This is a genomic window from Terrimicrobium sacchariphilum (assembly GCF_001613545.1).
Taxonomy (GTDB): Bacteria; Verrucomicrobiota; Verrucomicrobiia; order Chthoniobacterales; family Terrimicrobiaceae; genus Terrimicrobium; species Terrimicrobium sacchariphilum.
In genome coordinates this window covers 2,776,183-2,790,256 of the sequence record NZ_BDCO01000002.1, presented here as the reverse complement: position 1 = coordinate 2,790,256, position 14,074 = coordinate 2,776,183, and the positions used below count along the sequence as shown (strand labels likewise).

Sequence of the window (14,074 nt, the reverse complement as noted above, 5' to 3'; positions counted from 1 at the left end):
CCGTTCACGACGGAACGGGCGGGAGCGCCCCGGTATCCGCTCGCGCTCGATCCCCCAAGACCGGGCGCGCCTCGGACCCGGCAGGCTATGCGGGGACGGAAAGCCCCGCTCCTGTTCCCAGGCCGTGCAGCATTTCCGCCTCCAGCCCTTCCGAAACCATGGTTTCCCCGGCGTCGGCGGCCCAGGCCAGACCGGCCTCGCCAGGCGTGAGGAAATCTTCCACGCATCGCGCCATATCCCTCTCGATCCCCGGGATCGCGCACGCCAGGTCGCCCTCTTCGTCCTCCCCGCTCTCGCGCGCCACATTGCAGGAGTGCTCCGCCGGGATCTGGTGAATGCCGCCCGACGCCGCCAGCATGAGATGGGTGGCGCTGAGAAAAGGCCGCGAGGCCTCCAGCGGCGTGAGATTTCTCTCCCGGTCGCCCCGGGCAAAGGCGACGAAGGCCCGCCGCAGGCCCATCTGTCCGTCGTCCCCGCAGAGCACCGCGCCATCAGGCAGGCGCAGTTCCCTGCCGTTCCCGGAAAACAGCAGCTCTCCCCGGCTGCCCGCCAGCCGGATCGTCACGCCGCGCTCCCTCGCCGCCGCGTGGGTGAAGGCGAAGGAGCAGGCAATATCCCCCTCCAGCCGGGCGCGGAGAAACCCCGTGTCGTAGCTCGGGATGTCCGGCCGGGCGCGATAGGCCTCGCCCCGGCCGCCGACCGGCGACCCCTGGCTGCGCCCGTCCGAGCCGCACAGGTGGAGGGCGAGGTTGATGTAGTGGGCAAAGGCATTGGTGCAGGGTCCGTCCAGCACGGGGAGCCCTCGCCACTCGATCTGTCCGGCCCAGCCGGCGCGGTGGTAGTAGGAGGTCGGCCGGGGCCAGATCCCCCAGGCCGAGACGGATTTCAGCCGGCCCAGCCCGCCCCGACGGATGCTCTCCCGCGCCGCCGTCACGAGCGACGAGTAGACATGCTGAAAGCCCACCATCACCCGGCCCTCGCGGTCGGCCTCGATCAGTTCATCGAGCTGGGAGAGGAGCGGGACGGCGGGCTTTTCCAGCAGGATGGCCAGACCACGCCCGAGCGCGGCGAGGGTCGCCTCCCGGTGAAAGGGGATGGGGACATTGATCAGGACGGCCTCCAGCCCCGGCGCGTCCAGCAGGTCGCGATAGTCCGTGAAACAACGCGCCTCGCTCAGCTCCGGCCGGGCGCGGCAGTCCTCCAGGGCGCTCGTTGAGATGTCGGCGAGGGCGGCGATCTTCACCCGCCCTTCCGCCTGGAGATTCAGGAACCCCAGGACGTTGTTCCAGCCGTAACCGCCGACTCCGATGATGCCGAGCTTCAACATTCTCTCGCGGATGTTTCGCTCCTTCCCGTCGCCGGGGCGGAGCGAGGTATCCTTCAGGCATGGCGTGCGCGACGGCGCATTCCGAAGAGCACAAATGCGGCGCCCAGTCCCCACAGAATGATCGTGGACGGCTCGGGTACCGCCGAGAGGACTCCTGTGGCCTCCGAGAAGGTATAGGTCTTCGTGCCCGACACATACGTCCAGACATTGGCCGCCTCGGTGAATCCCACGATTGAGAATGAAGAGCCGAAGCTCTCATTGAGCGTGCCGATATCGACGATCGTCCAGCTGCCATTGGCGGCCGCGCCGGAGAGGTCAAAGATGAAGTCTCCATTCAGAGTGAGCGTTTGATTCGCCGTGCCGGTGATCTTGTTGTTCACTCCGCTGGCTCCGATGACGAAGGTCATTTTGGCATTGTCCGCCAGCAGGAGCGAACTGCTGTCGCTCAGCGTCGTGTTGCCCGTATAGGTATTGGTCACGCTGGCTGTGCCGTCGCCGAACTGCGTCTTGCCGTTGCCGATGAGGGTGACGTTTCCTCCGCCCGAGATGGCCCCGGTGTAGAGCACGGCGGCATTGCTGGTCTTGCTGCTCGTCAGGCTGACATTGCCGTTCAGGGCCAGCGTTCCGGAGAACGTCGTGTCGAACGTGGATGTGTTGATCGACCCGAGCACGTTCGTTCCCAGCGTGGAGGCCACGGTGATATTGTACGCGTGCGTTACCGAGTTGGAGCTTGAGACGAGCGTGGCTGAGTTTCCGGCGCTGCCCAGGTGTACGGCATTGGCCGAGTTGCCCAGCGAGGTGGCGTTGGAAAATGTCACCGCGCCCTTCTGCACGGTCACCGTCCCGGTGAAGGTATTCGGCCCGGAGAGGGTGATATGACCGGCGGCGGCGTTGTTGCTCACGTTGCTGAAGGTGACATTGCCCGTGCCCCCGATGGTGGAGGAAATGGCGATGGACCCGCTTGCATTCGTCGAGCTGCCGGTGTTGCTGATGACGATGTCGTCGGCCAGCGTGAGGGTGCCGGACCCGAAGTTCACCCGCGAGTTCGTATTCGTGCCTGCGTTTGTGATCGCGGCGGCTCCCGCGCCGTTTCCGTCCTGGTTAAAGGTCAGGGCATTGCTCGGCGTCACGCCGAATGTCCCGGCCCCGCCGGATAGAGTGAAGCTCCCGATCGTTACTCCCGCGCTGTTGTTCTGGGTGATCGTGGCGCTGGTCGAGTCGGTCTTGGTCACGCCCGCTCCCGCGCTGTTCGGCGCAGAGCCATTCCAGCCCGGACTGCCCGTGCTGTCCCAGGTGGTGCTGCCTCCGCTCCAGACATACTGCGCATGGAGGGCGGGTGCGGCGGCGAACGACGCGCAGAGCAGCGCCGCGCATCGGCGGCGGAAGGTTCGGGCGGCGGGGTTGAGGAACGACGGTTTTGCCAGGTTGGGGCTCTGGAGGGTGTTCATTCCGCTAGGCTAACAACCCGTCACCTATTGACAATGGGTTGCAAAGCTGACACGTCAACTGCTGTCTTGGTCTGGTAGGTCAGTTTACACTTGCTGGCGGCGCCGGGGCTTTCTGGATTCTGGTGCAAACTTTTGGCCGTCTCCGCGATGAGTGCCTCAACCGGGAACATCTCTGGACGCTGACCGAAGCGCGAGTCGTCATCGAGGACTTATGGCACGCGACTACAACCATCACCGGTCGCCTGGCAAGGTGGGCTACCAACGCTCCACGCCCTTCGCGGCCAGTCAAACCCGCTCCACGACGAAAGATAGTATCCGTTGCAAGTTAACCCGCCCGGCAGTAACGTGGCGGTGCACTGGAGGTAGTTCACCATACTGGCGGATGAGCGCGACCTCGCAATTCTACCAAAATCGCCAGTATGGACAACGTCGGCACTCAGTTTCTCAGGGTGATCGTTGGCCTGATGCGAACTATGAAATATCCCGCGATTATTCAGGGAGGGATGGGAGTTGCTGTCTCCGGGTGGCCTTTGGCCCGGGCGGTTTCAATACTCGGGCAATTAGGAGTAGTTTCTGCGACTGCACTCGACGTGGTCCTGGCTCGCAAGCTGCAAAACGGAGATCAGGACGGTCATCTGCGCCGCGCCATTTCCTCGTTTCCGGTCGAGAATATCGGCAGGCAGGTGCTGGAGGATTACTTTTCCCCGCACGGAAAGCCTCCGGGCGATCCATTCCGCAGCGTGCCTCTGCTTGGCATGGACTCTCCCAGGAGCCGAGTTGCGCTGATTGTCCTGGCGAATTACGTGGAGGTCTTCCTCGCCAAGGAGGGGCATTCCGGAGTGGTTGGGGTCAATCTGATGGAAAAAATCCAACTCCCGACCCTTCCGGCCCTCTATGGCGCGATGCTGGCGGGTGTCGACTACGTGCTCATGGGAGCGGGAATCCCCCGGTCTATCCCCCAGTGTCTGGATCGGCTGGCTGCAGGAGGCGACGTCACCTTGAAACTGGATGTCTCGGGCGCAGAGAAAGGGGAGGATTTTGCCAGCCATTTCAGCCCGGCGGAATTTTGTGGAGGGGCAGCTCCCGCGCTCAAGCGACCGCTCTTCCTGCCGATCGTTTCCTCCGCGACCCTGGCGATCACCCTGGCGAAGAAATCCAATGGCGTGGTGGATGGGTTTGTGGTCGAGGAAGCGAGTGCAGGCGGGCATAACGCACCGCCCAGAGGCCAGATGCAATTGAATGCAAAAGGCGAGCCGGTCTATGGGAGCCGCGATATTCCGGAGATCGAAAAGATCCGTGAACTTGGACTGCCCTTTTGGCTGGCAGGCGCGTACGGCTCGCCGGAGCGTCTGGCCGAGGCCAAGCGGCTCGGAGCCAAGGGTGTACAACTCGGGACTCCCTTCGCCTACTGCCGTGAGTCCGGCATGACCGATGAACTCAAGAACCAGGTCGTGCGAGAGAGCTGCAAGGCGGCGGTGAACATATTCACCGATCCCAAGGCCTCCCCCACGGGATTCCCATTCAAAGTGGTGCAGTTGGAGGGAAGCGTTTCCGAGGAGGCGGTCCGCCATTCGAGAAAGCCCGTCTGCGACCTCGGCGTCCTCCGTCGAGCCTATCGCCGGGATGACGGCTCGGTGGGTTTCCGGTGTCCCAGCGAACCACGGGATGCTTTTTTACGCAAAGGGGGAGCTCCCGGCGAGTCGGATGGCCGCACGTGTATTTGCAATGGGCTCCTGGCCACGATTGGATTGGGACAATCTCAGCCCGGAGCGGGCAGCGAGCCGCCGCTGCTCACAGCGGGCGAGGGCGTAAACGAACTCGGCCGTTTCCTCACGCAGGGAGAGGCATCCTACTCAGCCGCGGATGTTCTTCGGCACATGCTTTCCTAAAAGGCTCATACGATCATGCCGGACCTCGATCAAATCCTCGCCTGCTTTTCCTCCATCACCGACTGGAGAGATGTTTATCTGGATGACGGTCGCCAGAGAATCCTGGGAGATGCGGGCAGGTTCTCTGTCGAGATCATCCTGGGGAGTTCGCTCGACCATGTGTGCATTTTTTCCGACGAGCGGGAGCTGGCGGAGATGCTTTCCGTGATGGAGCTGTTTCTCGAGAGTCGGGACTCCGCTCTCGTGATACGGGATCGAGCGAGGGTCGCCTTCGCGCAAAATCCCGATGCTGCGTTTCACTCGATACTGGGTTCTCATACGTTGACCATCTTTCGCATCAATGGCTACACGCACTTTCGGATATCGCCTTCCGTGGCTCCCTGACGATGGGGCTTATCCATGCGGGTTTTGCCAGCCTGTATTCCGTAAACCTGCATCCCGGCGCCCCGCGGTTTTCATCGTCGTGTCAGTTGGTCTTCCAGGCTTGATGGCATCAGCAGTTTACAGAGGGCGATCACATTCAGTGTCGCCTTGGTGAAGAACGAGGACGTTTCCACAAACTCCTGCTCCTTTCCCTCCGCAGGATCATGCGTGGAGCAGTGGGCGTGATCGCCCTCGGGGCCGAGTCCGTCCAGCGTGGGCGCCCAGTCCCATAGCACATTTCCGTCGCTCAATCCGCCTCGCGACTCCGCCTTCACCCCCAGGGACATTTCCCGGGCGGCGTCCTTCCAGAGGGCGAAGAGGCTTTCCGACGCCGGGTTCTTCGGCCAGGGCGGCGTTTCATCGAGCTGGGTCACGTGGATCCGGCAGCGATGCGGGTGGGCGTCCCGGCTGGCCAGGTCGCCGTCTCCATTCAGGGAAAGAAGGAATCTCTTTTCCTCCTCAAAGACTTCGGTGGAGGACGCGCGCATCTCCAGCCGGGCGCTGGCGGACTCCGGCACCCGGTTGAGCACCTGACCGCCGGAGATTGTCCCGACATTGACCGTCAGCGCCTTTTCATAGCACGTGCGGGCTTCCACCGTTTCAATGACCCGGCAGAGCTGCACGATGGCGCTGGCTCCCCGGGCGTGCTGGCTCCCGGCATGCGCGCTCCGTCCTTCCACGTCGATCTGGAACGTCGCCCGGCCCTTGCGCGCCGTCACCAGGGAGAATTCGCTTGTATTGCCTCCATCCGGCTCAAAGATCAGGCAGGCCAGGGTTTGCGGGGGCAGGGCGGCCCGGCACAGGACGCCAAAGTCTTCCGAGTCCACCTCCTCGCAGGCATTGCAAAGGATAGTCCAGTTCGTCGAATGAAAGATCTGCGGGGCATGGCGGCGCAGGACGGAGAGCACGAGATGAATCATGGCGATGCCGCCCTTCATGTCATTCGTGCCCGGTCCATGAATGCGCGTGCCCACCTCGCGCCAGCGAAAGGCGTTTCGCTCTTCCTCCTGCTCGGGAAAGACGGTGTCGAGGTGAGCGATCAGGGCGACCGTGGGGCCATCTGCCGCGGCGCTCCGGAGGATGAGGTGATCCCCGTAATCGGCCAGCCGGTGCGGCGCGGTGGAGGCGGTGAAGCCCAGCGGCTGAAACTGCGCCGCCACCTGCCCCCCGACGCGGTTCACGCCGACCGGATTTGTGGAAAAGCTGTTCGTGAGGACCATCTCCCGCAGGAATTCTTTCGTTTCCGGCCAGAACGATTCGCAAGCACCAAAGAGAAGTGGTATGGTCATGAAATTACTATGAATACTGCAGCCACTCTTCACCGCGGGGTGGCAGGGCTATCAAGCTCGCACGCCGGATGGAAATGAACAGGGAAACATTGCCCGAGCGTCCGCCGCTTGATCTTACCGTTCGCGTCGGATGCAAGGTGGATTACGAAACAACGGTCGATACTCCCGTGCTGGTGGTTTTCAAGCCGAGGCAGGATGAGTTTCAGTCAATTCGCCAGGAGAGCATGCGCTTCGACCCGGAGCTTCCCGCCACCGAGTTTGAGGACGATCATCAGAATATCGTTTACCGGCTCACCTTGCGGCCGGGACTCAATACCATCCAGTACGACGCGATCGTGAAGGTGCCGGGGCTTTCCGAGGACTTCTACTGGCTGGACGAGCCGGTACCGCCTTATCTGCTGCCCGCCTCCGTCCTCCGCTACACTCTGCCATCGCGATACTGCGACTCCGACAAGCTGCTCGATTTTGCCTGGGATCACTTCGGTCACATGGATAACGGTCTACCCCGTGTGCTCGGGATCTGCCAATGGCTGCATGATCACATCGAATATCGCACCTTTTCCGGGGACTCCAGCTTGTCTGCCTTTGGTGTCATCCAGCGCGGATATGGCGTCTGCAGGGATCTGGCCCATGCCGCTGTCGCCCTGTGCCGCACCTTCAATCTCCCGGCACGCTATGTCAGCGGGTTCGTGCCGGACATTGGCTTCCCGGACCCGGGGACTCCGAACGACTTTCACGCGTATTGCGAGGTTTTCCTCGGTGGGCGCTGGCAGATCTTCGACGCACGGTACAATACGCCGCGCATCGGTCGCATCCGGATCGCGTCGGGCTACGATGCGGTGAATTGTGCATTTACCACCCTGTATGGACAGGCTGACCTCAAGCAGTTCGACGTGTGGGCGTATCAGGTCGATCCTGCCGAGGTCCGCACCGGAGACCCGGTCGATCTCTCCAAGCGGCTCTGCGGCACAGCCAATGTCATTCGTCCACAGCACTAGCCCGCCGACCTGCCGGGCTGGAGAGGAGGCACCGGACTCCATATCACAAAAGCAGGCGCTCTAGGGGGAGGGCTCCTTGCCGGGGATTTGCCAGCGATCGCCGATCGCCTCCAGCCATTCCTTGGTCTTTTCCTCCATCTCATGGGGAAGGGGGCGCGGGATCAGTCGATGCTCGCGGGCGATCGTGTCGAGATACGCTCCGCCGATCCAGATGCTTCCGTCCGGCTGAGGGGTCACCAGTACGGGAACCCGCTGGTGGGTGAGCTGCACGTAGCAGATCTCGTCGGGTTTGTGCGCCCGGCATGGCGTGGCGACGAGATGGCTGGGCACATGCTTGCTCGGCGTCCGATCATCATGCCTCGCATAGTAGGTCGGATCGGTGCATGAGATCGTTTGGGTCCCGCTGATCAAGAGAATCGTTTCCATGGTGTAAATCGCAGGCCGTTTCCTCACCTCAGCCTTGCACAATGTAATGGCTCCCCTGCGAGTTTTGGAAGAGATATGGAGGCTTTCTTGCCAGCATGTTTTTCCCATCCCGGGAGTTCCCGCCTCGGCCGGGAAAGGTGGGGGGAGATCAGTGGGCTTCCCTCGGGAATGTCTCCGTGGGAACGATTTTTCGTGTAAAGGAGGAAGCGGGAGAGCAAGGTAAAGCCATGCACTCACCTGCGATCAGGCGGGCCTGCCTTCTTCTGTTGGCATTCGCCGGCTCCGCTTTGGCGGAATCGCAGTCTTCGATTGCGGAGAATCGGCTGCCTCCGCAGGTACGGCTGATTAATGGCGTGCTGGTTCCGGTGCCTAATGAGATTTTCCGCGTGCTGGATAGGTTTCCGGATGCGAACTGGCACTCCATCCTCCGGCCCAATCTCTCCGCCTTGCGACCAGACGGCGGCCCGTCCCGGATCGCGCTTTCGCTGGGACTGGTGTTCGGCGAGGGCTTTCTCGCGGTTACCGCGAAAGATGCCGACGAAATGCAGAACCTCGGCAGAACGGCCGTCAAACTGGCGCGCGCGCTTGGTGTGGGAAACGCCGTGCTTCGGCGGGAAAAGAGCGTCATGGACCATGTCGATCGCGAGGACTGGGAGGCTGTTCGTAAGGAATGGTCTGCCGCCAGCGAAGACCTGAAGGCGGCCATGATCGAAATCAAGAGTGAATCCTTGTCTCAGTTGATCAGCGTGGGCGGCTGGCTGCGCGGACTGGAGGCGCTCTCCATGCTGGCGTCGCATCCGTACTCCGACTTTGCGGCGGAGCTTCTGCGGCAACCGGAGATGCTGGCTTATTTCGCCAATGTCGTGGGGAAAACAGGAAATCAACCCGGGGAGGAGCCGACGCTTGCGGCGGTTCGAAACAGCATTGCCCGCTTGCAGCCATTGATGGGCGGCAGGGAAGGAACGATGCCATCCGAGAGCGAAGTGCTGAAAATCCGCGCCATTTCCAAACAAACGGTTGATTTGCTCTGCATGCAATAGATTGCACAGAGAGTTAGCATCCAATTTTTTATCATTAATATCTGGCAGGCGATCGCAGGGATCTCTGTTGGAACCACATCAAACCGAGCGGGCAGGCGATTGCTTCCTGAACACGGGCGCCCGGGCTCGAGTTCAGTCAAATCGCAACGAGTTCCGCCCGGGTACATGCACTCGTCGGCGCAGGATCGAATTTTTAACATGACCCACAAGAATAAACCAACGACCGCACAAGCAGCTTTCGTTAACACGTCGGGCAGGCTGACGGTCGAAAGCTACAGATGGAATCGCTAACACCACTGCGCAAGGTCGCGTTCCTGGGGGATTACGTACCCCGGCAATGCGGTATCGCCACATTCACCGCGGACATTCGCAAGGCGGTCAACCTGCGTTATGCCGATCTCCAATGCCCGGTAGTGGCGGTGACGGACCGGCCCGAAGGTTATGACTACCCTCCGGAGGTACGTTTCGAGATTCCCGAGCGCGATCTGCCTGCCTATCGCCGCGCGGCGGATTTTCTGAATCTCGGCAATGCCGATGTGGTGTGTGTGCAGCACGAGTTTGGCATCTATGGCGGCGTGGCTGGCGCGCATCTCCTCGCTGCGGTGAGCGCTCTGCGCATGCCCGTGGTGACCACTTTGCACACGGTGCTTCGCGAGCCGAATCCCGAGCAGCGCCGGGTCTTGAGTGAACTGGCCCGGCTTTCCGCCCGCCTCATTGTCATGAGCGAGCACGGTGCGGAATTTCTTAAGGAGATTTATCGCGTGCCGGCAGAAAAGATCGACGTCATCCCGCATGGCATTCCCGATGTTCCCTTCGCTGATCCGAATTACCACAAGGACCAGTTTGGCGTCGAGGGACGGCAGGTTTTGCTCACCTTTGGCCTGCTCTCGCCCAACAAAGGAATCGAGAACGTGCTCAACGCCCTGCCGGAAATCGTAAAGGAGTTTCCCAATGTCGTATACATCGTGCTGGGGGCGACGCATCCGAACCTCGTACGGGACCAGGGCGAGACCTATCGCCTGAGCCTGGAGCGATTGGCGCAGAAGAATGGAGTGAGCAGAAACGTGCTCTTTTTCAATCGGTTCGTCGGGCTGGACGAGCTGACGGAATTCATTGGCGCCACAGACATCTACATCACCCCGTATCTCAACGAGGCGCAGATCACGAGCGGTACGCTCGCCTACAGCTTCGGCGCGGGGAAGGCCGTCATCTCAACGCCCTACTGGCATGCGCGGGAGCTGCTGGCGGATGGTCGTGGCATCCTCGTCCCTTTCAACAATGCTCCCGCGATCGCCTCCGCCGTCCGTCACTTGCTGACCGAGGAAACGGAGCGCCACGCCATGCGCAAGCAGGCCTACAAGATTGGGCGCGAAATGGTATGGTCCAATGTGGCGCGCCTTTACGTGGACGCCTTTGAGCGGGCGCGGCTCGAGGAACGCCACGCGCCGGCGGCGTTCACGGCTCCCACCCTGGACCGACGCCGGGGGGAACTGCCCGCCGCAAAGTACACCCACCTGCTGCGCATGACCGATGGCACCGGCATGTTTCAGCACGCCACCTTCAGCGTGCCGAATTTCCAGCACGGCTACTGCACCGACGACAACGCCCGCGCGCTCATCCTGATGATGCTGATGGACGAGCTTGGCGACGTATTGCCTGAGGCCTACCGGATCACCGGCACCTATGCCGCCTTCCTCCAGGAAGCATTCAACCCGGTGACGCGGCGGTTTCGCAATTTCATGGCCTTCAACCGCGTCTGGCTCGAGGAGATGGGCTCGGAGGATAGCCACGGCAGGGCACTCTGGGCGCTCGGCACCTGCGTCGGACGATCTCGCAGCCACAGCCTGCGCGAGTGGGCGGCGCAATTGTTCGAGGCGGCGGTCGGCATGGCGGAGACGTTCACCTCTCCGCGCGCCTGGGCGTTCACGATTCTCGGGCTTCACGAGTACCTGCGTACGCTCAGCGGAGACCTCATGGCCAACCGGCTACGCGAAACGCTGGGCGAGAGGCTGCTCGGACTCTTCCAAAATGTGGCCGATGAAAAGTGGATGTGGTTTGAGGATATCGTCACCTACGACAACGCGCGCATCTCGCATGCCCTCATCCTGACGGGGCGCTGGATGGAGCGCGAGGACATGCTGGATGCAGGACTCAAGACACTGGGCTGGCTGGCAGAACATCAGCGCGGTGATGGCGGCTGCTTCCGACCGATCGGGTCCGACGGCTTCTGGCAGCGCAACGGCGAGCCCGCCCGTTTTGACCAGCAGCCCATCGAGGCAAATGCCATGCTGGGAGCCTGTCTGGAGGCTCACGCCGCCACGGGGGACGATAAATGGCAGGAAGAGGCGATGGTTGCCTTCGACTGGTTCCTCGGCGGGAACGACCTCGGCCTGTCCCTTTACGATGCCCAGACCGGCGGCTGTCGTGATGGCCTGCACCTGGATCGCACAAATCAGAATGAGGGAGCCGAGTCCACGCTTGCCTTCCTGCTGTCGCTATCTGAAATGCGCCGGGCGCAAAACGCTCTCGCCACCCTGCACTAGGCACGATCATCATGAGTGACCCCATCCCTGTCCGGAGGCTTCTTTTCACCATCAAACCCGACCCGGCGCGGGTACTGGTGAGGCCATTCGTTCCCGCCGGGGATTCCGGCGGTGTACCCCGTGTCCACAAGATCCTTTCACGCATCCTGGCGCTCAGCGACACCGAGGTGGCCGCGGTGCTGGAGGAGGTGTACTCCGACTTCGGCGGGCGGCATATCGAGCTTCGCCGCATCCTCCTGGAGCATTTTGAGAGAGTGCGGCAGCATCTGCCCACGGACCGGACGCCGGACGAGCCTCGCCGCCAGCTCATCGGGGCATTCTTCACCAGCGAATATTCCCTGGAGTCCGCCGCGCTCTTCAATCCCAGCGTCGTCCCGCATCCTGATCAGGAGAACGTGCCGGCAGGAGCCATCCGCATCATCCTCAGCCTGCGTGCCACCGGCGAAGGGCACATCTCGTCGATCACGTTCCGCTCCGGACTCATTCACGCCGATGGCTCGGTGGAAATCGACCCGCCGTCGCGCTTCGTCACCGAGCCCCGGCCCAAAACGGACGCGGCCTTTGAGCGTACCCTCTTCAGGCGAAAGCTCGGCGAACTCAGCCTCGACAATGAATTCTCCCGCAGGGTCATCGACACGCTGGGCGAGCACTTCACCCTGGATCAACTCCATGTCGCGGTACGAGCGGGCCTCCGTGAGCACCCGGCTCCCGACGCAGCCGCCATCGGGGATCGCCTCATCGTCCTGGCAAAATCAAACTATGAGGTATTCTTCGACCCGAAGCAAAACGTCTCTGAACGGATCATCTTTCCCTTTTCCCCCAGCCAGAGCAACGGTATCGAGGACGCCCGCTTCGTGCATTTCGTTGACGATGATGGGACCAGTACATACATCGCGACATATACCGCCTATGACGGGCGCGTGATCTTTCCCCAGCTCATGGAGACGCGCGATTTCCTCCACTTCAACATCTGTACGCTGAACGGCCCCGCGATCCGCAACAAGGGGATGGCGCTTTTCCCGCGCCGCATCGGAGGCTACTACTGCATGCTCTCCCGGCAGGACAACGAAAACATTCATATCATGTTCTCCGACCATCTGCATTTTTGGTTCGAGTCCCGCGTGATCATGCGTCCCACCGAGGCATGGGAATTTGTGCAACTCGGCAATTGCGGCTCGCCCATCGAGACAGAGGCGGGGTGGATTGTCCTTACCCATGGGGTGGGGCCGATGCGGAAGTATTGCATCTCCGCCATACTCCTGGATCGCGACGATCCCTCGCGAGTCATTGGCCGGCTGCGGGAACCGCTCATCAAACCCTCTCCCGAGGAACGCGAGGGCTACGTGCCCAATGTCGTCTACACCTGCGGAGCCATCATCCACCAGGGACAGCTTGTCATTCCCTACGCAGTATCCGATTCCTCCACAGCCTTCGCCACCGTCCCGCTCGCTATCCTGCTCAATGCCTTGTGCGGAAATCCGGCATGACACGTCCTCCGGTAACCGACAGATTTTCACGGGTCTCGGCACCGGACATGGAGATGATCCAGGAGATTCCACCTCCGGGGGAGATTCCGCCCCGCCTATGTTAACGGACCCCCGGGGTCTTGCTGCGCACAAGGAGTGCCTTGGGCCGAAAAAGGTCAACCAGCGGTGCTAGAAGGACAGAAGGTAAAAAAAAGCAGCTTTCTACAGCCTCCCAAAGATTTCTGAGAGGGAGAAAGAAACTGCACCGGGCGGGGGTCGAACCCACAACCTTCGGCTCCGGAGGCCGACGCTCTATCCGATTGAGCTACCGGTGCGAGGGTGCGAAGCATCCTGCATTTCCGGCGGGGAATCAAGCGTGAGAGCTTGATTTTGTACGATTTCGGGAGTGGACTACCATTTATGCCCCTGTTGCTCGTGCTCCTTCTGGCCCTGAGTTCCTCTGTTTTTGCCCAATCGAGCGTGGAGAATCGCTCGGCATTCACCACCGAGCCAGGGGTCCAAGGCGAGGTGAATGCCATCGCGATCCAGCCCGATGGCAAGGTCATCATTGGCGGCCGGTTCAACTCCGTCAACGGCCAGCCCCGCGGCAGCCTCGCCCGCCTGAACCCGGATGGAACTCTCGACATGGCTTTTGCCAACAGTTTTGAAGCTGGAGTGAATGGCCAGGTATTCGCTCTTGCTCTCCAGGCCGATGGCAGTGTGATCGTCGGCGGGACTTTCACCCAGGCGAACTCCTTTGGAACCTATAACATCGCACGGTACAAGGCAGATGGTACGGTGGACCAGACTTTCGGAGCGGGCAACGGCGTAGCCAGTCCCGGTACGGATGGCCCGGTCTTTGCGCTCGCCATTCAGCCCGACGGCAAGGTCGTCCTTGGTGGCAGTTTTAGCCTCGTACTCGGGCAGCCCCGGCGCAGCGTGGCGAGGTTGAATGCCGATGGCACACTCGACGCGCCCGTCGTTTCCGACCCGCAGGCCGTCTCCGGCACGGTCAAATCAGTCGTTCTTGATACCAAAAACGCACTGGTGGCGGGTGGTCGGTTCTCTGTCCAGAAGCAAACGGCGCAGAATTTGCTCAAGACCTCTCCCGCAGGGAATTAGTTGTCAGGACTCCCAGCGAGGGGGGAGAAACCTGTAAAAAAGTCATGCAATCGGTTGCAATGCGTCTTCCGATATGTTTAGACTCCTCGCGAAATCGGCTGCA

The 14,074-nt window shown here is 61.6% G+C and carries 11 protein-coding genes and 1 tRNA gene; 7 read left to right on the top strand and 5 right to left on the bottom strand.

What is annotated here, in order from left to right; genetic code table 11:
- Positions 1-85: 85 nt before the first annotated feature.
- Positions 86-1,327: a Gfo/Idh/MocA family protein gene (locus tag TSACC_RS13090; protein ID WP_075079707.1), complete on the bottom strand. Its 1,242-nt coding sequence runs from the start codon at positions 1,325-1,327 to the stop codon at positions 86-88.
- A 53-nt stretch (positions 1,328-1,380) separates the two neighbouring features.
- Entirely contained in the window at positions 1,381-2,775 is a 1,395-nt protein-coding gene (locus TSACC_RS13085; protein ID WP_075079706.1) for a beta strand repeat-containing protein, read from the bottom strand.
- A gap of 419 nt (positions 2,776-3,194) precedes the next feature.
- On the opposite strand from TSACC_RS13085, the gene TSACC_RS13080 reads away from it, so the two are divergent.
- Complete coding sequence (locus tag TSACC_RS13080) at positions 3,195-4,664, top strand: nitronate monooxygenase (RefSeq protein WP_237763969.1); 1,470 nt, start codon at positions 3,195-3,197, stop codon at positions 4,662-4,664.
- A gap of 15 nt (positions 4,665-4,679) precedes the next feature.
- Positions 4,680-5,048 carry a hypothetical protein gene (locus TSACC_RS13075; protein ID WP_075079705.1) on the top strand — a complete coding sequence of 123 codons (369 nt, stop codon included), beginning with the start codon at positions 4,680-4,682 and terminating at the stop codon, positions 5,046-5,048.
- 71 nt (positions 5,049-5,119) lie between these two features.
- Here the strand turns inward: TSACC_RS13075 and TSACC_RS13070 are convergent, their stop codons facing one another.
- Complete coding sequence (locus TSACC_RS13070) at positions 5,120-6,376, bottom strand: M20/M25/M40 family metallo-hydrolase (RefSeq protein ID WP_084400442.1); 1,257 nt, start codon at positions 6,374-6,376, stop codon at positions 5,120-5,122.
- 74 nt (positions 6,377-6,450) lie between these two features.
- Between TSACC_RS13070 and TSACC_RS13065 the strand changes: the two genes are divergently transcribed.
- Positions 6,451-7,374: a transglutaminase-like domain-containing protein gene (locus tag TSACC_RS13065; protein WP_169809634.1), complete on the top strand. Its 924-nt coding sequence runs from the start codon at positions 6,451-6,453 to the stop codon at positions 7,372-7,374.
- 60 nt (positions 7,375-7,434) lie between these two features.
- Here the strand turns inward: TSACC_RS13065 and TSACC_RS13060 are convergent, their stop codons facing one another.
- Positions 7,435-7,800 (bottom strand): hypothetical protein, encoded by a 366-nt coding sequence (locus TSACC_RS13060; RefSeq protein ID WP_075079702.1) that lies wholly within the window; start codon positions 7,798-7,800, stop codon positions 7,435-7,437.
- 494 nt (positions 7,801-8,294) lie between these two features.
- Here TSACC_RS13060 and TSACC_RS13055 point away from each other — a divergent pair, with 494 nt between their 5' ends.
- From TSACC_RS13055 to TSACC_RS13045, 3 genes are all read left to right on the top strand, one after another.
- A complete protein-coding gene (locus tag TSACC_RS13055; RefSeq protein ID WP_237763968.1) occupies positions 8,295-8,840 on the top strand; it encodes a hypothetical protein in 546 nt (181 codons plus the stop codon).
- A 278-nt stretch (positions 8,841-9,118) separates the two neighbouring features.
- Complete coding sequence (locus tag TSACC_RS13050; protein ID WP_075079700.1) at positions 9,119-11,383, top strand: glycosyltransferase family 4 protein; 2,265 nt, start codon at positions 9,119-9,121, stop codon at positions 11,381-11,383.
- Positions 11,384-11,406: 23 nt separating this feature from the next.
- The gene (locus TSACC_RS13045; protein WP_075080730.1) at positions 11,407-12,870 is read left to right on the top strand and encodes a glycoside hydrolase family 130 protein; all 1,464 of its coding nucleotides are present in this window, start codon (positions 11,407-11,409) and stop codon (positions 12,868-12,870) included.
- 240 nt (positions 12,871-13,110) lie between these two features.
- On the opposite strand, the gene TSACC_RS13040 is transcribed toward TSACC_RS13045, so the two are convergent.
- Positions 13,111-13,184, bottom strand: a tRNA-Arg gene (locus TSACC_RS13040).
- A gap of 85 nt (positions 13,185-13,269) precedes the next feature.
- On the opposite strand from TSACC_RS13040, the gene TSACC_RS13035 reads away from it, so the two are divergent.
- Entirely contained in the window at positions 13,270-13,971 is a 702-nt protein-coding gene (locus TSACC_RS13035; protein WP_075079699.1) for a delta-60 repeat domain-containing protein, read from the top strand.
- Positions 13,972-14,074: the final 103 nt, after the last annotated feature.

Bases quoted from the DNA above. Each gene is read 5' to 3' on its own strand.
- TSACC_RS13090 (WP_075079707.1), bottom strand. From the start codon at position 1,327: ATGTTGAAGCTCGGCATCATCGGAGTCGGCGGTTACGGCTGGAACAAC.
- TSACC_RS13085 (WP_075079706.1), bottom strand. From the start codon at position 2,775: ATGAACACCCTCCAGAGCCCCAACCTGGCAAAACCGTCGTTCCTCAAC.
- TSACC_RS13080 (WP_237763969.1), top strand. From the start codon at position 3,195: ATGGACAACGTCGGCACTCAGTTTCTCAGGGTGATCGTTGGCCTGATG.
- TSACC_RS13075 (WP_075079705.1), top strand. From the start codon at position 4,680: ATGCCGGACCTCGATCAAATCCTCGCCTGCTTTTCCTCCATCACCGAC.
- TSACC_RS13070 (WP_084400442.1), bottom strand. From the start codon at position 6,376: ATGACCATACCACTTCTCTTTGGTGCTTGCGAATCGTTCTGGCCGGAA.
- TSACC_RS13065 (WP_169809634.1), top strand. From the start codon at position 6,451: ATGAACAGGGAAACATTGCCCGAGCGTCCGCCGCTTGATCTTACCGTT.
- TSACC_RS13060 (WP_075079702.1), bottom strand. From the start codon at position 7,800: ATGGAAACGATTCTCTTGATCAGCGGGACCCAAACGATCTCATGCACC.
- TSACC_RS13050 (WP_075079700.1), top strand. From the start codon at position 9,119: ATGGAATCGCTAACACCACTGCGCAAGGTCGCGTTCCTGGGGGATTAC.
- TSACC_RS13035 (WP_075079699.1), top strand. From the start codon at position 13,270: ATGCCCCTGTTGCTCGTGCTCCTTCTGGCCCTGAGTTCCTCTGTTTTT.